This window comes from Brucella sp. IR068, assembly GCF_049065885.1.
Taxonomy (GTDB): domain Bacteria; phylum Pseudomonadota; class Alphaproteobacteria; order Rhizobiales; family Rhizobiaceae; genus Brucella; species Brucella intermedia.
This window is the reverse complement of the sequence record NZ_JBAKHE010000007.1, coordinates 64,913-83,748: the sequence shown is the minus strand read 5'-3', so window position 1 is coordinate 83,748 and position 18,836 is coordinate 64,913. Positions and strand designations below refer to the sequence as shown.

Here is an 18,836-nt window from a genome sequence, read left to right as displayed (position 1 = left end):
GATCGCGTAAGTCCCATTGGTCTGTCTCCTTCATATGCGCCCGACTGGTCGGACGCGCGCTGGTAGGAAACCGGAATCTAAGCGCAAAACGCCCCGAACAAAAGAAGATTTCGTTCTGCAATCTGCCGTGATAGGGGAATAAACCTATTGTTTACCCTCTAAACTATTGAAATATTTGACTAGAAAAATTTGTTCACATTTCATGAAAAAGACATCGAACTGCCACGTTTGGTGCTGTTTTCGCCGCACTTGCCACAGCTTTTTTGACACGTTTTTAGCCCATTTCAGCGAATTAGCGCCAGATATGCCGACAAGGTGAGGACTGATATCACGGTCGAATAGAGGATGACGTTGGAGGTTATCGCCGCTTCGCGACGATAATGCTCGGCCAGCATGAACGGCCCGGTGCCGGTCGGCAGGGCTGCGAGAAGCGCGGCGCTCTGCGCCAGCAGGGGCGGTAGTCCGAACACATGGACCGCCAGCAGCCAGGTTGCGAGCGGTTGAACGATGAGCTTCACCGAGACCAGGAAGGCGATGGCATTCACGCTTTCACGTTCGATCTTGCGCGGTTGGGCGAGGAACAGGCCAAGGGCCACGAGCGCGCAAGGCGATGCGGCACCGCCGAGCATCTTGAGGAAGGTTTCCGCCGGGGGTGGGATCGCGAGCCCCAGAAAGGACACCACGGCACCAAGCGCTGGAGCGACAAGCAGCGGATTGCGGATCAGGGATAGCACCACCTTCCAGATGAGACGGAGCGGCTTCTTTTCGGTTTGCAGGCCGATTTCGATTAGCACGATGGCAAAAGCGAAGGTGACGCAGACGGTGATGATGATCGAAATGGTTGTCGCGGCCAGAACGCCCGAGCCGAAAGCGATCATCGAAAGCGGGATGCCCATATAACCGGTATTGGGATAGGCGGCGTTCAGGCCGTCCAGCGCGGTATCGGCAAGCGGCATTTTTCCGCGCAGCCGCACCAGAAATGGCAATGCGAAAGCAATGGCGCTTGAAAGCAGAAACACTGCGATGAAGCCTGGCTGCCACAGCTCGCTGCCATGGGTATTGGCCATGATGTCGAAGAGCAGGGCAGGCAGTGCAAGATAGACGACGAAACGGTTCAGCTCCGCTATTGCATGCGGCCCGAGAATTTTCAGCCTGAAGGCACCCCAGCCGGAGAAAATCAGCGCGAAAACGGGAAGGACGACGAACAGCGTTGTGAGCATGGGGCGCATTTCAGTTCGGGAAAGGAAAAGGCGCGGGCTTTGAACTCCGCGCCTTGTCGAATATCAGAGCTTGTCGAGAAGCTCCTGCGTTGGCCAGGAATCGGCGGGCATTCCGAGGCGCAACTGTTCGGCGCGCACGGCATCGCGGGTGGCGACACCGAAAACGCCGTCGATCTTGCCCATTTCATAGCCGCGCGCCTGCAGCTTGGTCTGGAGTTCCTTCAGCTGGTCCTGCGTCAGGCCGGGAACCGGGGTGCCGGGATCGAAGGCAGGCGCACCCGCCAGACGGGTCGCGAAATAGGCCGCCGTGGTCGCATAGACGATGGACTTGTTCCATTCCACGAACACGTCGAAGTTCGGATAGGACAGGAAAGCCGGTCCCTTGCGGCCAAGCGGCAGCAGAAGCGACGCATCACCGTCATCCGGACCGAGCGGACCATTGAGGCCGGTCACGCCCTGTTCAGCCCACCAGGAATGCGGCTTGCGATTGGTGCGGATCGCTTCTTCCCAAGGCAGGTCCTTGGTGAGGCGAACTTCCTCGAGCCATGGCTGGCCACGTTTCCAGCCGAGTTCCGAGATCATGCGACCGGCGGTCATCATGGCGTCGGGAACGCTGTTCTTCAGATCGACCTTGCCGTCGCCATCGCCGTCAACGCCACGTTCAAGATAGTCCTTCGGCAGAAGCTGCATCATGCCGATTTCGCCAGCCCATGCGCCAGTGGTCGCCGCATCGACGACCCCCTGATCGAAAAGCTTGAGAAGGGCGATCAGCTGCGGGCGGAACAGGTCCGGGCGGCGGCAGTCATAGGAAAGGGTGACAAGCGCATTGAGCGTGTCGAAATCTCCCTGAATGGCACCATAGTCGGTTTCCAGGCCCCAGAAGGCGGCAAGGACTGGTCCCGGTACGCCATAGGTATCTTCGACCTTCTTGAAGACATCGGCATATTTGACCAGATTGTCACGGCCCTTCTTCAGGCGCGCTTCCGAGATGAGGCGCTTGGAAAATTCGGTGAAGGTCAGGTTGAAGACAGTCTGCTTGCGGTCGCGGTCGAGCACCTTCTGCTCAAGCATGGCCTTGTGCAGTTCGGCGATGCCCTTCTCGCCGACACCGGCGTCACGGGCTTCCTTGGTCAGATTGTCCATCCACTGGCCGAAATCGATCTCGCATTCCGGCTTTGGAAGATTGACGGCGTTTTCAGCCGGGGCCGCAGCAGGCGCAGGGGACGCGGCGGCCTGTGCATTGGACATGGCTGTCGATGCCAGCAGGGCGGCTGCGATAACTGAAGCAAACAACTTCATTGGTAACTCACACTAATAAACCGGGAGCAGTCGGCTCCCTTCCGAGGATTGTTTTGCTATTGCCCCAACAAGCCCCGGAAATGAAGCAAAACTTGGTGTGAACTGCCAAACTGGGCCGTGTTAGCGGACCTTGTTGCTTTCCAGCCACTTTTTCCACGTATTGGCGTCACCTGCGAAGACGTTGATGTCGGCGTCGCCCTTGATGCCGGGAATGGAGCCGGTGCCGGTATATTGCCAGAACGTCCACGGATGCGGTCCGTATTTTTCGTCAGGATGACCGGCGACGGAGCGCAGCCAGAACGGATAATCCGCCATCTGCCGCAGATCGTTGTCATCGAAGAAATCGACCGTCGTGTAGACGATCGGGCGCTTGCCGTAATGTTTTTCCAGCGCTTGCAGGAAAATGCGCATTTCCTTGCGCACAACGGCTGCGTTGGGGCGCAGCTTGCAGGTTGGCGACTGCGGGTTCCATTCCATGTCGAGAACGGGCGGAAGCGCGCCGGGGTCACGCGGTACGTTTTGAATATACCAGCGCGCCTGCTCGATCGCCGGACGGCAGAAATAATAGAAATGATAGGCGCTCCGGGCGATGCCTGCCTGACGGGCGCCGTTCCAATGTTCCTGAAAGCGGTCATCGACCCGGTCGCCGCCTTCGGTCGCCTTGATGAAGGCAAAGGAAATGCCACTGGCGCGAACGGCGCTCCAGTCAATATTGGTCTGGTATTTGGAAACGTCCGTGCCGTGGATCGGATAGTGCCACGGCGTCTTGCCGGTCCAGTCGTGCGGGTCGCGATCCCCGAAACGGGGCGCCTTCACCGGGCCTGACGGCGGTGGAATGCGGGCTACCGAACCACCTGATTTCTTTACGTCGGAAAAGTCGTAGTCCACCGTCGTGCAGGCGGAAAGAAGTAAAGCGCCGAGGGCGAGAATGCTGCAGCTGGCCAGACGGTTCATATAGTGGTTCCGTGTCGCGAATCAGTCCTCTAACGGTTACGCGATCCGGAGGCAGACGTCACCAGTCTGCCGGTCAAGTTTGCTGCTAATCTGTTGAAGTGGCTGGCATCGCCGCACGAACGACCGCTATCCAGGCAAAGCCGCGATACAGAATGCGCTTTTCAACAGTGGCGTTCCGTTCCTGTGCGAGCTGATCGCAAATCGCAAAAAGGTCGCTGCGCGGTGTGACGTGGAACCATTCCAGCCATTTGAACAGAGCTTTTGCGAACCAGCGGGGCAGACGAGACTGATCGCCAAAATCGACGATATGCAGTTCGCCGCCCGCATTGAGGTGTCGGACGCTTTCCCGGATGACCGATTGCCATTGCGGGATCATCGACACCGCATAGGAAATGAAAATCCGGTCAAAGCCCGCTTGTCCGAACAATCGCTCCGGGTCGAATTGCGCTGCGTCGGCCCGGTCGAGGCGGACGCGGCTTTCGATGCCGGCGCGTTCCGCCGCATGGCGGGCGGTATCCAGCATTTCCGCGGAAATATCGATGCCGAAGAGCGTGACGTCAGGATAATGTTCCGCAGTCTTCACCAGATTGCGGCCCGTGCCGCAGCCGATTTCCAGAACCGTGCCGTTCCGGGGAACGTCCAGCCCCGCAATCATTGGGTCGCGACCCAGAAGATAGTATTTGCGGGTTGCATCGTAGAAATGCCGCTGACGACGGTAGACCCGATCCATGAGGTTGGCGTGGTCCATACCCTGAACACTCCATGGGCTGCGCAGCATGTCAGGCATCCTTCAAGATATAGAGGTGGAAGCCGCCATAGATCGACGAACGGTCGCGATCATGCAGGGCGCGGGACTCGTCTGCCTGATATTCCCAGCGATCCAGTATCTCGGGCGCTACCCGTCCCGGAAGCAGGCTCGGTTCAGCAGCAGTGCGGAAGATGACGCGGGCGTTCGGCGCGGCCGTGCGGGTGATTTCGATCCACAGCGCGTTGAGTTGCTCGTCATTCATCCAGTCCTGCGCATCCAGCAGGATATAGCGGTCGACGGAAGCGGCGGGCTTGGCGGCGAGAAAATCGGTATAGCTGGCGTTTTGCACTGTCATGCGGTCGGCACGCGCCCGCACCGTTTCGAAATTGCTGCGCGACAGATAGGGCGGCAGCGGACCGGTCTCCTCATTGCCGCTATAGCCGCGCCCGAAGGCCTGCCACGCGAAATAATTGTCGGTAAGGGGAAAGCCGCAGGCGAGTTTTTCAAGGCGGCTGCGCAGGACAAGCGCCATATCGCCATTCCCAGCGGTAGCAAGGGCATCATATTGCTGTGGCGGTATGCCGAGCCCAAACAGGGAGGATTTGCGGGCCGTCGCCCAGCGCACCATGCGTTTTTCAAAAAGCGGTGCCAGCGCGGTGTCGAAGAAACTGCGCTGCTCTTCCATGGTGCGCGCCTTCAAGATGTCGCGCGGATCGATCCCATAGAGCCGCGCCACGCGGTGGCCCATGCCGATGAAGACGCCAAGCAAACCGTGGCGATAGAGGTCGCGCCAGAAAATGGAAATGCGCTGGCGGCCGTTCCACTTGCGCTTTTCCCAATAGGTGCGGCTTTCGCTGTCGAGGTGCGGGCGGATGAAGCGCTTGTAGGCCGCCAGATTGGTCTTGTCATCGGCCTTGCCGTAGAAGCGGTAGAAAGCGTTGTAATCAGGGAGGTTTTTGACGGCGGCGAGTTTAAGCCGGTTGAACGCGACATGCGCCCGATTGAGATCGACCGCTTCCACGCATGCCGGATCGGCGGTTAGGTAGGACATGGCATTGCATCCGCCGGAAGCGATGGTGACGATGCGGTGGCCGGGCTCGATGGCAAGTGCCGCCATGTCGACTTCCGGGTCTTCCCAGATTTGCGGATAGACCAGCCCCTTGAACAGCCACGCGAACAATCTTTCGGAAAAGCCCGCGCGCGAAAGAGCGTTGTTTTGTGTCACAGCACGCTTGAGAATTGTGCCGCCTGTTGCCTGCTCTGTCATCAAAAGTTCCCCTGATCCTCGAATCCAGACTTCGATTTTGCAAAGTTAAACATCGTCCAATGACAGGGACGTGACGAAATAATTGCGGGCTTATAAACGGGAAAAAATGGGCTACTGCTCTGTAATACTGTCGCTTTATTACGTTCGGTAAGACTATTTGAGAGAACTTTTCCGCGCTGTTGCCGTTTTTCGGTGTGAAGGTCCAGTCGACAGGACTTCTGTGTCGATGAGCGACCGTAAAGGTGATTGGCCGGGTAAACCGGCCACGCACGGAGAAACAGCGAGGCGTTTGGCAAGCTTGCCATTGATGCCTGAAACCAGGCCAAGAGCCTAACCTAGGAAGGAGAGCCTAAGTGAAGAAGTTTCTGATTGCTTCTGTCGCCGCCGTATCGCTTCTCGGTCTTGCAGCTTGCAACGACAAGAAGGACGATACGAACAACGCACCGGCACCATCCACGCCGGCAGCGCCTTCGAACAATGACACGACGCCAGCGCCGACCACTCCGGCCACCCCGGCACCATCGACGCCGGGTACGGGGACTGCACCTTCCAACTAAGGGTGCGATGTCGTGACTGCTTTGCAGGCGGATGGCGATCCGGTGTCGGGTCGCCATTCGTGCTTGACGGCTTCGGCCGGTTTCGGATTTGACATGAACGCTAAGGCAACCACAGTGGGAAAAGACGGGCACTCTGCGTTTTCCGTGTTTCAACGCAGGCTCGGTTCGGTTATGGCTTTCGTCATGAACCGTAACTTTCTCTTTTTCATTTCTGCGATCGTTCTCGTTGCGCTTGCCGCATGCGGCAAGGGAGATGACGAGAGCGCTGCCACGACCAATGGCGGAGAGCAGGGCGCTGCCGCCATTTCGCAGCCTGCCAAGCCGGCAGAAAGCACGGGCACGGAAAAAGGTCCCGATCTGGTCAAGTCGCTTCGCGAGAGTTCAGGTGTGGTGACCCCGGAAGAAAAAGCCGCCGCCATCGAAAGGGCGCGCGCAAATGCGGTTGCCGCCGCTCAGTCGGTGGGCCAGACGGATGAGCAGGCACAGGCGGCTGGAGAGGCTGCGGCTGCTGTCGCACAGCGCTCCTTCAACGACCGCGAGCCGCAGCAATAATGTAAGAGCCTGTTCCAACAGTCGTCGTGCCGGTCTCCAAATGGCGCCTTTCTGTATTCCGCTGCTCACGTATCCTTAAGTACGCTCCGCTCCGGTACTCGAAAATTACCATTTTCGCCACGGCCCCACGCTTTTTGATTGAGGCTCTCAGCCTGCGGTTCGATATTCTTTCTAAATGTTTGTTTTTTCAACTTTCGCCTGCCTAGGCGGTTTTCAGTCCTTTCGGAATTCTATAGAAAAGTGCCATGTCGATTTGGGTCCGCATCGGTGAGTTTGTCACGTCCGTGGCGTCGAATGCCATTACTGGCGTTATCGAAGCCGTGCGCACCGTTTTTGAAGGCGATGCCGACACGCGCCGCCGGGTGGCTTTCTCCATCGCGATGATCGCGCTTTCCGCCAAGATGGCCAAGGCGGACGGGGTTGTCACCCAGGATGAAATCCGCGCCTTTCAGGACATATTCGCGGTGCCGAAGGAAGAGACGGCGCATGTCGCGCGGCTCTACGATCTCGCCAAACAGGATGTTGCGGGCTACGAATCCTATGCGCGTCAGCTTGCCGGATTGTGCAGCGAGGGGCAGACCGACTGTCATCTGCTGGAAGACATCCTTGACGGGCTTTTCCATATCGCCACCGCCGATGGCTATGTGCACGAAAAGGAAATGGCCTTTCTTGCAGGCGTGGCGGATATATTCGGCTATGACGAGGCGGCCTTCGACCGTATTGCGATCCGGCATGTCCAGCGCGGCGCTGACGATCCCTACGCCATTCTGGGGTTGGAGCGCGGCGTGTCCTTCGATATGGCCCGCAAGCGCTATCGCGCGCTGGTGAAGGAACACCACCCTGACCGGCTGGTGGCCGAAGGGTTGCCGCTCGAATTCATAACCATTGCCAACAGGCGTCTTGCGGCGATAAACGCAGCCTGGGCGAGTATCGAGAAGAATCTGGAGGCTGCATGAGCAGCGCACACGAAATCGAGAACGAATTGTTGGAGGAGCTGGTGCTTGTCCGGCCTGATTTCGTCGGTGCAATGCTTGACCCGTCGCCCAATTTCGGTCCGCGCCGCGACGGCAAGGTGCCAACCTTTCTCATTCTCCACTATACGGGTCTGGCAACCGCCGAAGAGGCGGTGCAGGTCCTGAAGTCGCCGGACATGGAAGTTTCCGCGCATTATCTCGTCCATGAAGACGGGCGGATCGTGCAGATGGTATCGGAAAAGGCGCGGGCCTGGCACGCAGGCCAGAGCTTCTGGAAGGGCGAAACGGACATCAATTCGGCTTCCATCGGCATAGAGATCGTCAACCCGGGCAACCTCCAGGATTATCCGCCGTTCAAGGATGCACAGATCGAGGCGGTTATCCGCCTTTGCCGCGACATATGCGAGCGCCAGGCCATCAGACCGGAGAATGTGCTGGCCCATTCGGACATCGCTCCGTCCCGCAAGACCGATCCCGGCCATAATTTTCCGTGGAAGCGGCTTCATGAGGCAGGTATCGCCCATTACATCGAGCCGACGCCGATCCGCGGCGGAAGGTTTCTCGCAAGGGGCGAAAACGGCCAGCCGGTCGAAGCCTTGCAGTCCATGCTGGCGCTTTACGGCTACGGAATTGCCATCACTGGCATCTTCGATGAGGATACGGAGACCGTGATTAAGGCCTTTCAGCGCCATTTTCGGCCACAGAATGTGGACGGCGTGGCCGATGTTTCTACCATAGATACCCTCTACAGGCTGATTTTTTCCCTGCAAAATGTTACCGCCTGAAGCGGCACGAGTGATCTGTTTGTCTAAGGGCAACATTTCAGATTTTCGTAATGTTTTCATAAAAATAGATCGATCCAGTCCCGTTGCAGCGGGGCTGTGACGGCGGTTCGCTGCGGCCGCGCATGAATCGCTAATGTTGCAACCTGTAAGACTATTTTACTTTTGCAACCAATCTTCAGCTGCATTTCCCCGCCAATTCATTGGTCAATCCCAGCGGTCACGGGCCCTTACAGGCCATATCGGGCGGGATCAAAAAACAGGATCGTCTCCCCCAAGACAGGCGGTCTGACAAAAGAAACGTTTCAAGACGGTAGGTTATGAAAGTAAAATTTGTTGTTGTTAGCGCCCTTGTCGGCGCGATGAGTTCGTTTGGCCTGAATCCGGCGCTGAGTGCCCCTTCAACTGAACCGACCAACCTCGCAGCTCTCCTCAAGGCACGCCAGCAGAACAAGTCTGCCGCGGCGGAAAAGCCAACCACAGCGCCCAAGAAGGCATCGGTCGTCAGCCGTCGTGCGGCCCCGGCCACAAAGGGTTCCACCGGTAAGCGTTCGCAGTCGAAAGACACGACGACCGCCCGTAACGCCAAGGGCGGCGCCTATTCCACCATCATCAACCGTTATGCGTCGACCTATGGCGTGCCCTCCGCACTGGCCCATGCGGTTGTGCGTCACGAGAGCAATTTCCAGCCGAATGTGCGCGGCAAGGCCGGTGAAATCGGCCTGATGCAGATCAAGCTCTCGACCGCTCGCAGCCTCGGCTACACCGGCTCCGCCAAGGGCCTCTACGAGCCGTCCACGAACATCCAGTTCGGCATGAAGTATCTCGCCATGGCGCAGAAGCTCGGCGGCGGAAGCACCTGTGGCACGATTCTGAAATACAATGCCGGTCACGGCGCAACGCGCATGAACCCGACCTCTGCGAAGTACTGCAGCTCGGTCAAGGCCTATATGCGCGCTCTCTAACAGATTTGCGTCAGCGGTCGCGTAGAGTACAGGCAGCCTGATGCGAACGGAAAGCCGACAGTGGCAACACTGTCGGCTTTTCTGTTGTGACGAGATTTTTTCGAAATCCGGTTTCACTGTCGCGCTATCGTTGCTATATGCGCCGTGTCAGTCGGTCGGGCAGCCGCGCCTGTCATATGCCGAAAGGCGGCAGGTGAGGAAAGTCCGGGCTCCATGGAAACACGATGCCGGGTAACGCCCGGCGGGGGTGACCCCAGGGACAGTGCCACAGAAAGCAGACCGCCCCGTCTTCCGTACCGTTGCAATGACGAAACGGCAGGGATGACGGGGTAAGGGTGAAAGGGTGGGGTAAGAGCCCACCGCGTCGGCAGCAATGCAGACGGCACGGTAAACCCCATCGGGAGCAAAACCGAATAGGGACGGCGCGTCGGTTCGCAAGGGCCGGCAATCGGTTTCCGGATCAGCCGTCCGGGTGGGTTGCACGAGGCGGGTGGCGACATCCGTCCCAGATGAATGGCTGCCACGTCGGGCGCAAGCCTGGCCATACAGAACCCGGCTTACAGACCGGCTGACAATTTCCTCCAGGACGGTTTCGATCTTCCAACGCAAGAAACGGATAGTTGCGTTGCGGCCGAGGCTCTAATTGGGACCTCCACGAAATCATGGAGGTTCACTATGACCAGCTTGAAGGACAAGGTTGCAATCATTACCGGCGCGTCGTCCGGGATAGGACGTGCGGCCGCATTGCTCTTTGCAAGAGAGGGCGCGTCGCTGGTGCTGAACGCGCGCGGACTCGCGGGACTTGAGCGCGTTGCACAGGAGATCGCGGCGTTTGGCGGAAAGGCGCATTGTGTTGCCGGGGATGTGTCGGAAGCCCGGACCCATGCGGCGCTGGTGGCAGCGGCGAAAGATCAATTCGGCGGGCTCGATATTGCTTTCAACAATGCCGGAACCGTCGGTCCCATCGCGCCGCTTGCCGAAATCGCGCCCGGCGATTGGGAAGCGGTACTGGCGGGTAATCTCACTTCCGCATTTCTGGGAGCAAGATCGCAAATCCCCCTCATGCTCGAACGGGGCGGCGGCTCAATCATCTTCACCTCCACATTTGTCGGCACGAGCGTCGGCATACCCGGCATGTCGGTTTACGGAACCTCGAAGGCGGCTCTCATGGGGCTGGTGAAGGGCATAACCGCCGATTACGGCGTCCGTGGTATCCGGGCAAATGCGCTTCTGCCGGGCGGTGTGGACACGCCAATGGGCGGAGATGAAAAACACAAGGAGTGGGCCGCCGGTCTTCATGCGATGAAGCGGATCGCCCAGCCGGAAGAGATCGCGCAGGCTGCGCTTTTTCTAGCGGGTCCCATGTCCAGTTTCGTTGCGGGGACAGCGCTTTATGCCGATGGCGGCAATGCTGCGGTAAAATGAATGAAAGGGCGGCTCTGCAATGCAAAGTCGCCCTTTTGAAGCACTTCGGGCCTTAGATGGGCACGCCGGTCAGGAAGTCGTAAATCAGCTTCATGTTCAGGACGATGATGATTGCAGCGGTGATGGCGGCAAGCAGCGTGACCCAGCGCGGAGCGACAAGCGATCCCATCTTCTTTTTCTCCGCCGTGAACATGACAAGCGGAATGATCGCAAAGGGCAGTTGCAGGCTCAACACGACCTGAGACAGGATAAGAAGCTCGGTCGTTCCCTGAGAGCCATACATGATCGTCACCACGGCAGCCGGAACGATGGCCACGAAACGGGTGATCGCACGGCGCAGCCACGGCTTCAGGCGAATGTCGATGAAGCCTTCCATGACGATCTGCCCGGCCATGGTCGCGGTGATGGTGGAGTTCAGCCCGCAACACAGAAGCGCAATGGCAAAGAGTGTTGGCGCGAGGGCCGAGCCGAGCAGCGGGTTCAGGAGAGCATGTGCCTTGTCCAGATCTTCGACGGCGGTATTGCCGGTGGCGTTGAAGCTCGCAGCAGCCAGGATCAGGATCGACGCATTGACGAGCAGCGCGAATGTCAGAGCAATGGTGGAATCCCATGTCGCAAAGCGTATGGCCTCGCGCTTTTCAGCGCTCGTATGGCCGTAGTCGCGCGTCTGGATGATACCGGAATGCAGATAGAGGTTATGCGGCATCACCGTCGCGCCGATGATGCCAAGCGCAATATAGAGCATGTCCGGATTGCGGATGATCTCGGTCGTGGGTGCAAAGCCTTTGATGACTTCGCCCCATTGCGGCTGCGCCATCAAAATCTGAATGAGGAAACAGAGCGCGATCACGCCAAGCAGCGTGATGATAAGCGCCTCGACGCGGCGGAATCCCTTGTTCTGGAGATATAGCACCAGAAGCACGTCGGCTGCGGTGATGATGACGCCGATTTCCAGCGGAATGCCGAACAGGAGGTTGAGGCCGATGGCTGTGCCGATGACTTCGGCAAGGTCGGTGGCGCAGATTGCAAGTTCCGCCAGAAACCAGAGCGGCCAGGCGAGAAAACGCGGATAGGCATCCCGGCAGGCCTGCGCCAGATCGCGGCCCGTCGCGACTGCAAGGCGAGTGCAAAGCGCCTGCAGGAGCACGGCCATAAGGTTGGACAGCAGAACGACGGAAAGCAGCGTATAGCCGAAGCGGGAGCCGCCAGCCAGCGAGGTTGCCCAGTTGCCGGGGTCCATATAGCCAACAGCTACCAGATATCCCGGGCCGAAAAAGGACAGCGCGCGACGAAACTTCGAGCCGGAGCGATTGACCCTGATCGAACGGTGGACATCGGACATGGATGCTTCACCGCGATCGCGCCGCCAGCCTTCAAATGTAACTTCGCCAGCGCCGGACGAATTTTCTCCATATGGAGCCATTATAAACGCCTTGATGTCGTAATGCAGTTGCAAACTATTTGCATTAAATACGGCAAGGACGCGGAGACGTCAACAGGGGGCAGGGCATCACAAATCATAAGCTTGTGATGCATAGCGTGTGGGCCGGAGGTGATGCGTTGAGTGAAACGCGCTCCGGTTTTCGGTCGATGCCGCGAAACTGCTCTCCAAAAAATCTCTGTTGAAAGTTCCGAGGCTGAGCGGGTTCCGGCGCGAAGCCCATCCAAAGGATAACGCTTCATTAAGCTTAATATCCGATAACTGACGAACGAATCCGTCATGCCCTCAAGTCGACGGCAAATGGGCGGAATCCAAAGGCAACACTCAGGCATGTCTCCCGAAAGCGGGAAGATGCTCTCAAGCGCAATGCGCTTTAGCTAACGGGCTGCGTACCCGGGAAAGGATCGGAATGATGGCAAGCCTCGGCGGAGACAATTCTCAAGCCGGTGGGGCTGAAGTCCGTCACGTTCCGGTGCTGATTGCCGAAGTGATCGATGCCCTGAAGCCCGTAGCTGGCGCGGTGATCGTCGATGGGACATTCGGCGCGGGTGGTTACACGCGCCGCATACTCGAAGCGGGTGCGGACGTGATCGCGATTGACCGCGATCCGACCGCAATCGAAGCCGGGCGGGTGATGGAAAAACAGTTTCCGGGCAGGCTCAATCTGGTCGAGTCCCGGTTCTCTGCCCTGGATGACGCGGTCTCGACAGTGAAGGGAGCGGGCAGCAAGGTGGACGGCGTTGTGCTCGATATTGGCGTGTCGTCGATGCAGATCGATGAGGCCGAGCGCGGCTTCTCCTTCCAGAAGGACGGTCCGCTCGACATGCGCATGTCGAAGAAAGGGCCGAGCGCTGCCGATGTGGTCAACCGTCTCAAGACCGGCGATCTGGCTCGTATCTTCAATTTCCTGGGCGAGGAACGCCATGCGGGCCGCATTGCGCGCATGATCGACAAGCGCCGCACGGCGCAGCCTTTCACGCGCACGCTCGATCTTGCCAATGCCATCGAAACGCTGGTCGGTCGCAACCCGAAGGATCGCATTCATCCGGCCACGCGGGTGTTTCAGGCGCTGCGTGTCTATGTGAACGACGAGTTGGGCGAACTGGCGCGGGCGCTGCTTGCTGCCGAGCGCATCCTGAAACCGGGCGGACGGCTGGTTGTCGTGACCTTCCATTCGCTCGAAGACCGCATGGTGAAGCGTTACTTCGCGGACCGGGCGGGCGGTAGTGCCGGATCGCGCCATCTACCGGAAACGCATGTTCGTCTCGCGAGCTTTACGCCGGCGATCAAGGGTGCGGTCGGCCCGACGGCTGAGGAAGAAGAACGAAATCCGCGTGCGCGCTCGGCGAAGCTGCGCGCCGGAACAAGGACGGAAAATCCGCCACTGGAAGACGATCTATCGCTTTTCGGGTTGCCCAAACTGCCCGAGACGAACGAACTGGCCCGGAGTTAAACGAGTGCTGCGTACTTTCGACATCATCATGATAGCGGCGATGCTGGTGGCGGCGACCGTCACCTACACGATCAAATATGACGCGGAAAAACAGATCGCGGTAATCGCCAAGCTGAAGCGGCAGATCGACTCCGAGAAGGACACCATCACGCTCCTGCGCGCCGACTGGGCATTGATGAACCAGCCGGGCCGCTTGCAGAGCCTCGTGGGCGTCTATGAAAAGGAACTCAATCTCCAGCCGATCGAAGCCGAACAGCTTCTCCTTGGCGTCAACGAAATTCCGGAACGCCCGGTGGATGATATCCAGAAGATCATCTCCGGCAGCGACGAACTGTTGGCAAGCGGCGTGCTTGAAAAGGATGCCATCACGACCGGCAGCGTCAAGAATAGCGGGACGAGGCACTGATCATGCGGCTGAGACCTTTCAGAAAAAAGAACATGCAGGCAGGTAACGGTGTTGAGCCGGTTGGCGATGAAAAGCTGGCCGGCAACATGGCGTTTGTCGGCTCGCGCAAGAAACACGGCAACCGCGCGCGCAATCGCCTGTGGATGGCCATCGCCTGTTTTGTCGGCATCTATGGCGTGATGGGTGGAAAGCTCATCTATTTCGGCGTCATCGGCGGCGAAAACGAGGATAATGCTGGCCCGGCTGTCCAGCAGCTGGCATCGCGCCCGGATATCCTCGACCGGAACGGCGAAATTCTCGCTACCGATATCAAGACGGCGTCGCTCTATGCCGAACCGCGCAAGATCGTCGATCCTGACGAAACCATCGAAATGCTGTCCACCGTGCTGCCGGACCTCGACTGGGAAGCGACATACAAGCGCCTGAAAAGCGGCGCGGGCTTCGTCTGGGTCAAGCGCGGGCTGACGCCTCGCCAGCAGAGCCAGATCATGGCGCTCGGCGTACCGGGCATCGGTTTCCGGACGGAAAAGCGCCGTTTCTATCCGGGTGGCCCAACCGCGTCGCACATCCTCGGTCTCGTCAATGTCGACAATCAGGGCATTGCGGGCATGGAGAAATATATCGACAGCCAGGGCCTGACCGACCTGCGCTCCGTAGGTCTTGCGACCGGGCAGTCGCTGGAACCGGTGCGTCTCTCCATTGACATTCGCGTGCAGCACATCATGCGCGATGTGCTGGTCAAGGCCATGGAACGCTATCGGGCGATTGCCGCCGGTGCGGTTGTGCTGAACGTCAAGACCGGCGAAGTCATCGCCATGGCATCGGTGCCGGATTTCGACCCGAACAATCCGGTCCATGCGCTGGACAAGGATCGCCTGAACCGCATGTCGGCAGGCACCTATGAAATGGGCTCGACCATCAAGAGCTTTACCACGGCGATGGCGCTCGATTCCGGCAAGTTCAACCTGAACTCGCGTCTTGATGCGTCGCGTCCGCTGGTGTTCGGTCGCCAGACCATCCGTGACTTCCACGGCAAGGGCCGTGTGCTGACGCTGCCGGAAGTCTTCATCTTCTCGTCCAACATCGGTTCGGGCCGCGAGGCCGATGCCGTCGGCATCGAAGGCCACCGTGCGTTCCTGAAAAAGATCGGTCTTCTCGACCGCTTGCAGACGGAACTGCCGGAAGTGGCGCGCCCCGTCGAGCCGCGTGTGTGGAAGAAGGTTCATTCGATGACCATTTCGTTCGGCCACGGCATGATGACGACGCCGTTGCAGACGGCAGTTGGTGCTGCGGCGCTGATGAATGGCGGCAAGCTGATGCCGCCGACATTCCTGACGCGCACGCAGGCCGAGGCCGATCAGGTGGCCAAGCAGATCATCCATCCACAGGTTTCTGCCGACATGCGTTATCTCTACCGCCTCAACGCGACTGCGCAGGGCGGTTCCGGCAAGCGCGCGACGGTTCCGGGCTATCGCGTCGGCGGCAAGACCGGCACGGCGGAAAAGGTGGTGCATGGGCGCTATTCGAAGGATGTGCGCTTCAACGCATTTCTGGCGTCATTTCCGATGGATGACCCGACTTATGTCGTGCTGACCATCATCGACGAACCGAAGCCGGAGGAAGGCAAATTCAGCGCAACCGCAGGTCTCAACGCAGCGCCGATGGTTTCGGAAATCATCCGCCGGTCCGCTTCGTTCCTCGGCGTGAAGCCCGATTTCCAGCTCGAAGCCCAGCCAGCAATGGTTAGCAATTTAAGCGGCAAGCCTGATTTTCAACAGGATGTGCCGCCAGCAATGGTTTCCAACGAATACGACTGATTCGCATAAAACAGCCTTTGCAGCGTTACGCGCACAACTGAATCTGGATTTGGTATGACCATGAAACTGAAGGAAATCGCTCTTTTCAAGGAACTGGCCTCCGGCAATGCCGGCGAGGTGGAGATCACCGGTGTCACGTCGGACTCCCGCAAGGTCGAACGCGGTTTTCTTTTCGCAGCCTTGAAGGGTGTGAAAGCTGATGGCGCGGCTTTTGTCGCCGATGCCGTCAAGCGCGGCGCCAGCGCCATCGTTGCGGGCAAGGATACGGTCATTGCCGATGCGGGTGTGCCGGTCCTTCATGTCGACGATCCGCGTCTTGCCCTGGCAGTTGCGGCGGCACAGTTCTATGGCAAGCAGCCGCAGGTCATGGTTGCGGTCACCGGCACCAGCGGCAAGACGTCCGTTGCATCCTTTACCCGTCAGATATGGGCGTATGCCGGTTTCCCCGCCGCCAACATCGGCACGACCGGCGTCTTCTCACCGACCCGCAGCGACTATAACTCGCTGACCACGCCCGATCCGGTGGAGCTGCATCGCGTGCTGGCCGAACTTGCCGACGAAGGCGTCACCCATGCCGCCATGGAAGCTTCGTCTCATGGTCTCGACCAGCGCCGTCTCGATGGTGTCAAGCTTGCTGCCGGTGCCTTCACCAATCTCGGTCGCGATCATATGGATTATCACGCGACCATCGAGGAATATCTGGGCGCGAAGATGCGTCTCTTCAACACGCTTCTGCCGAAGGGCGCGCCAGCCATCATCTTCTCCGACGATCATTTTTCGGCGCAGGCCATCGAAGCGGCGACGCTAGCTGGATGCGACGTCAAGACGGTCGGACGCAAGGGCAATTTCATCGCTCTCAAGCGCGTGGAGCATGAGCGTTTCCGCCAGCATGTCGAAGTGCGCATCGGCGACGAGATCTTCGAGATCGAGCTGCCGCTCGCCGGAGATTTTCAGGTGGCTAATGCGCTGGTGGCGGCAGGACTTGCCGTGGTCACGGGCGTTCCGGCTGCGGCTGCAATGCGCGCACTGGCGCTCCTGAAAGGGGCGCCGGGACGGCTGGACCTCGTCGGCGCGACGGAAGATGGCGCACCGGCCTATGTCGATTACGCCCATAAGCCGGAAGCGCTGGAAAATGTGCTGACTTCGGTACGCCCGTTCACGACGGGCCGTGTGATCGTGGTTTTCGGTTGCGGCGGCGACCGCGACAAGGGCAAGCGCCCGATCATGGGCGAAATCGCGTCGCGTCTGGCCGATGTGGCCATCGTCACGGACGATAATCCGCGTTCGGAGGTTCCGGCACAGATACGCTCGGAAATCATGGCGGCAGCGCCCGGTGCGACGGAAATCGGTGATCGCCGCGAGGCGATCTTCACCGCCGTGTCGATGATGCAGCCGGGCGATACGCTGGTCGTTGCAGGCAAGGGTCATGAAGAAGGGCAGATCGTCGGCAACATCACCCTGCCGTTCTCGGATCATGCGGAAGTTGCGGCAGCACTGGCTGCCCGTCTTGAGGAGCGCTCGGAATGAGTGAGTGGCTCTGGAAATCCGACGATATGGTCGAAGCCATGGAAGGAAGGCCATTCGGCAACCTTCCCGGCGGCATAACCGGCATCTCTATCGACAGCCGCTCGCTGAAGCCAGGTGAGGCGTTCTTCGCCATCAAGGGCGAGCAATTCGACGGCCATGATTTCGTCACCGCTGCCATGGCTGCCGGTGCCGGTCTGATCGTGGTGGCGGAACACCGTCTGCCCGCTTTCGGCAATTCCAAGGTGCCGATGATCGTGGTGGAGGACGTGCTTGAAGCCCTGACCAAGCTTGGCATTGCTTCGCGCGCCCGCTCGAAGGCACAGATCATCGCGGTGACGGGTTCTGTCGGCAAGACCACGACCAAGGAAGCACTGCGCCATGTACTTTCGGAAGTCGGCAAGGTTCATGCTTCGGTGGCGTCGTTCAACAATCACTGGGGCGTGCCGCTGACGCTTGCGCGCATGCCTGCCGATACGGATTATGGCGTCTTTGAAATCGGCATGAACCATCATGACGAAATCCGCCCGCTGGTAAAGATGGTGCGCCCGCATGTGGCGCTGATTACGCTGATTGCGCCTGCCCATCTTGGTCATTTTGCCAATCTGGAGGAAATCGCCGTCGCCAAGGCGGAGATTTTTGAAGGCATTGTCCCGGGCGGTTATGCACTTCTCAACCGTGACGACAAGCGTTTCAAGCAACTGGAAGAACTGGCTGAAAAGGCAGGCGTCGAGCATATCGTCACCTTCGGCGAGAATGCACGCTCCGATTACCGCCTGCGCGAAGTGAAGCTGCATCCCACCTGTTCCTGCATGACGGTGAAGGCTGGTACGCATGAAGCTGCGGTCAAGGTCGGCATGCCGGGCCGCCATATCGTCCAAAATATGCTCGCCGTCCTCGGCGCAGCCGATCTGGTTGGTGCGGATATCGCCAAGGTGATGATGGCAATGGCGACGCTCACCGCGGAAGGCGGTCGCGGCGCGCGCCATGTGCTGCAGCACCCCGAAGGCACGTTCACGCTGATCGACGAAAGCTATAATGCCAATCCAACCTCGATGCGCGCAGCCCTGTCGCTCTTGCATTCAACGGCGCCGGAAGGTTCGCGCGGCCGTCGCATTGCGGTGCTGGGGGATATGCTGGAGCTTGGGCGTCAGTCGGGAAAACTCCACGCCGATCTCGCGCGTCCGATCGTGGATGCCGAGGTGAATGCGCTTTTTATCGGTGGACCGGACATGTCGGCGCTTAAAAATGCCTTGCCGGTTGAAATTCATACCGAGTACAGGCAGAGCACCGACGAATTGTTGCCGCTGGTGGTCAAGACTGTCCGTCCGGGCGATGTCATCATGGTGAAATCGTCGAAGGGAATCGGTTTTTCCAAAATCGTCAAGGCGCTGATCAGCCAGTTTCCGCCGGTGGAACCGGCGGAATAAGCGGTATTTGAGGGATTTTTCT

17 protein-coding genes and 1 other RNA gene are annotated in these 18,836 nt (G+C 59.0%); 12 read left to right on the top strand and 6 right to left on the bottom strand.

Annotated elements, in window-relative coordinates; translation table 11 throughout:
* Nucleotides 1-284: 284 nt before the first annotated feature.
* The 5 genes from ACOWVS_RS13465 to ACOWVS_RS13445 form a co-directional block, all read right to left on the bottom strand.
* Complete coding sequence (locus ACOWVS_RS13465) at nt 285-1,220, bottom strand: AEC family transporter (protein ID WP_021586895.1); 936 nt, start codon at nt 1,218-1,220, stop codon at nt 285-287.
* 63 nt (nt 1,221-1,283) lie between these two features.
* A complete protein-coding gene (locus ACOWVS_RS13460) occupies nt 1,284-2,519 on the bottom strand; it encodes a lytic murein transglycosylase (RefSeq protein WP_021586894.1) in 1,236 nt (411 codons plus the stop codon).
* Nucleotides 2,520-2,639: 120 nt separating this feature from the next.
* A complete protein-coding gene (locus ACOWVS_RS13455; protein ID WP_006467237.1) occupies nt 2,640-3,473 on the bottom strand; it encodes a GH25 family lysozyme in 834 nt (277 codons plus the stop codon).
* A gap of 85 nt (nt 3,474-3,558) precedes the next feature.
* The gene (locus ACOWVS_RS13450) at nt 3,559-4,251 is read right to left on the bottom strand and encodes a class I SAM-dependent methyltransferase (RefSeq protein WP_025090510.1); all 693 of its coding nucleotides are present in this window, start codon (nt 4,249-4,251) and stop codon (nt 3,559-3,561) included.
* A 1-nt stretch (nt 4,252) separates the two neighbouring features.
* A complete protein-coding gene (locus ACOWVS_RS13445; RefSeq protein ID WP_021586892.1) occupies nt 4,253-5,488 on the bottom strand; it encodes a DUF3419 family protein in 1,236 nt (411 codons plus the stop codon).
* A gap of 353 nt (nt 5,489-5,841) precedes the next feature.
* Between ACOWVS_RS13445 and ACOWVS_RS13440 the strand changes: the two genes are divergently transcribed.
* The 7 genes from ACOWVS_RS13440 to ACOWVS_RS13410 all read left to right on the top strand — a co-directional run bounded on the left by ACOWVS_RS13440 (nt 5,842) and on the right by ACOWVS_RS13410 (nt 10,743).
* Entirely contained in the window at nt 5,842-6,045 is a 204-nt protein-coding gene (locus ACOWVS_RS13440; protein ID WP_006471673.1) for a hypothetical protein, read from the top strand.
* Between the two features lie 93 nt (nt 6,046-6,138).
* Nucleotides 6,139-6,597, top strand: a complete 459-nt coding sequence (locus ACOWVS_RS13435; protein ID WP_025090509.1) for a hypothetical protein — start codon at nt 6,139-6,141, stop codon at nt 6,595-6,597.
* A gap of 245 nt (nt 6,598-6,842) precedes the next feature.
* Nucleotides 6,843-7,553 (top strand): J domain-containing protein, encoded by a 711-nt coding sequence (locus ACOWVS_RS13430; RefSeq protein ID WP_021586890.1) that lies wholly within the window; start codon nt 6,843-6,845, stop codon nt 7,551-7,553.
* Nucleotides 7,550-8,356: an N-acetylmuramoyl-L-alanine amidase gene (locus ACOWVS_RS13425; protein ID WP_021586889.1), complete on the top strand. Its 807-nt coding sequence runs from the start codon at nt 7,550-7,552 to the stop codon at nt 8,354-8,356. The genes ACOWVS_RS13430 and ACOWVS_RS13425 overlap by 4 nt, the downstream gene beginning before the upstream one ends.
* A gap of 317 nt (nt 8,357-8,673) precedes the next feature.
* Entirely contained in the window at nt 8,674-9,318 is a 645-nt protein-coding gene (locus ACOWVS_RS13420; RefSeq protein WP_025090508.1) for a lytic transglycosylase domain-containing protein, read from the top strand.
* A gap of 147 nt (nt 9,319-9,465) precedes the next feature.
* Nucleotides 9,466-9,894: RNase P RNA component class A (gene rnpB / locus ACOWVS_RS13415), an RNA gene on the top strand.
* Between the two features lie 99 nt (nt 9,895-9,993).
* Entirely contained in the window at nt 9,994-10,743 is a 750-nt protein-coding gene (locus ACOWVS_RS13410) for an SDR family oxidoreductase (protein ID WP_021586887.1), read from the top strand.
* Nucleotides 10,744-10,795: 52 nt separating this feature from the next.
* Here the strand turns inward: ACOWVS_RS13410 and ACOWVS_RS13405 are convergent, their stop codons facing one another.
* A complete protein-coding gene (locus ACOWVS_RS13405; RefSeq protein WP_036592933.1) occupies nt 10,796-12,166 on the bottom strand; it encodes an Nramp family divalent metal transporter in 1,371 nt (456 codons plus the stop codon).
* 427 nt (nt 12,167-12,593) lie between these two features.
* Between ACOWVS_RS13405 and rsmH the strand changes: the two genes are divergently transcribed.
* Genes rsmH through ACOWVS_RS13380 form a run of 5 tightly spaced genes read left to right on the top strand, consistent with a single transcriptional unit; the run spans nt 12,594 to nt 18,814 of the window.
* On the top strand, nt 12,594-13,637 hold the full coding sequence (rsmH, locus tag ACOWVS_RS13400) for a 16S rRNA (cytosine(1402)-N(4))-methyltransferase RsmH (RefSeq protein ID WP_006467229.1): 1,044 nt from the start codon (nt 12,594-12,596) through the stop codon (nt 13,635-13,637).
* A gap of 4 nt (nt 13,638-13,641) precedes the next feature.
* Nucleotides 13,642-14,043 (top strand): cell division protein FtsL, encoded by a 402-nt coding sequence (ftsL, locus tag ACOWVS_RS13395; RefSeq protein ID WP_021586885.1) that lies wholly within the window; start codon nt 13,642-13,644, stop codon nt 14,041-14,043.
* A gap of 2 nt (nt 14,044-14,045) precedes the next feature.
* The gene (locus ACOWVS_RS13390; RefSeq protein ID WP_006467227.1) at nt 14,046-15,860 is read left to right on the top strand and encodes a peptidoglycan D,D-transpeptidase FtsI family protein; all 1,815 of its coding nucleotides are present in this window, start codon (nt 14,046-14,048) and stop codon (nt 15,858-15,860) included.
* A 54-nt stretch (nt 15,861-15,914) separates the two neighbouring features.
* Nucleotides 15,915-17,387, top strand: a complete 1,473-nt coding sequence (locus tag ACOWVS_RS13385) for a UDP-N-acetylmuramoyl-L-alanyl-D-glutamate--2,6-diaminopimelate ligase (RefSeq protein WP_021586884.1) — start codon at nt 15,915-15,917, stop codon at nt 17,385-17,387.
* A complete protein-coding gene (locus ACOWVS_RS13380) occupies nt 17,384-18,814 on the top strand; it encodes a UDP-N-acetylmuramoylalanyl-D-glutamyl-2,6-diaminopimelate--D-alanyl-D-alanine ligase (RefSeq protein WP_006467225.1) in 1,431 nt (476 codons plus the stop codon). Before ACOWVS_RS13385 ends, ACOWVS_RS13380 begins: the two co-directional genes overlap by 4 nt.
* The last annotated feature ends 22 nt before the right edge of the window (nt 18,815-18,836 follow it).

Bases quoted from the DNA above. Each gene is read 5' to 3' on its own strand.
- ACOWVS_RS13405 (WP_036592933.1), bottom strand. From the start codon at position 12,166: ATGGCTCCATATGGAGAAAATTCGTCCGGCGCTGGCGAAGTTACATTT.
- ACOWVS_RS13455 (WP_006467237.1), bottom strand. From the start codon at position 3,473: ATGAACCGTCTGGCCAGCTGCAGCATTCTCGCCCTCGGCGCTTTACTT.
- ACOWVS_RS13420 (WP_025090508.1), top strand. From the start codon at position 8,674: ATGAAAGTAAAATTTGTTGTTGTTAGCGCCCTTGTCGGCGCGATGAGT.
- ACOWVS_RS13425 (WP_021586889.1), top strand. From the start codon at position 7,550: ATGAGCAGCGCACACGAAATCGAGAACGAATTGTTGGAGGAGCTGGTG.
- rsmH (WP_006467229.1), top strand. From the start codon at position 12,594: ATGATGGCAAGCCTCGGCGGAGACAATTCTCAAGCCGGTGGGGCTGAA.
- ACOWVS_RS13435 (WP_025090509.1), top strand. From the start codon at position 6,139: ATGAACGCTAAGGCAACCACAGTGGGAAAAGACGGGCACTCTGCGTTT.
- ACOWVS_RS13390 (WP_006467227.1), top strand. From the start codon at position 14,046: ATGCGGCTGAGACCTTTCAGAAAAAAGAACATGCAGGCAGGTAACGGT.
- ACOWVS_RS13445 (WP_021586892.1), bottom strand. From the start codon at position 5,488: ATGACAGAGCAGGCAACAGGCGGCACAATTCTCAAGCGTGCTGTGACA.
- ACOWVS_RS13450 (WP_025090510.1), bottom strand. From the start codon at position 4,251: ATGCTGCGCAGCCCATGGAGTGTTCAGGGTATGGACCACGCCAACCTC.
- ACOWVS_RS13460 (WP_021586894.1), bottom strand. From the start codon at position 2,519: ATGAAGTTGTTTGCTTCAGTTATCGCAGCCGCCCTGCTGGCATCGACA.
- ACOWVS_RS13385 (WP_021586884.1), top strand. From the start codon at position 15,915: ATGACCATGAAACTGAAGGAAATCGCTCTTTTCAAGGAACTGGCCTCC.
- ACOWVS_RS13430 (WP_021586890.1), top strand. From the start codon at position 6,843: ATGTCGATTTGGGTCCGCATCGGTGAGTTTGTCACGTCCGTGGCGTCG.
- ACOWVS_RS13465 (WP_021586895.1), bottom strand. From the start codon at position 1,220: ATGCTCACAACGCTGTTCGTCGTCCTTCCCGTTTTCGCGCTGATTTTC.
- ACOWVS_RS13410 (WP_021586887.1), top strand. From the start codon at position 9,994: ATGACCAGCTTGAAGGACAAGGTTGCAATCATTACCGGCGCGTCGTCC.
- ACOWVS_RS13380 (WP_006467225.1), top strand. From the start codon at position 17,384: ATGAGTGAGTGGCTCTGGAAATCCGACGATATGGTCGAAGCCATGGAA.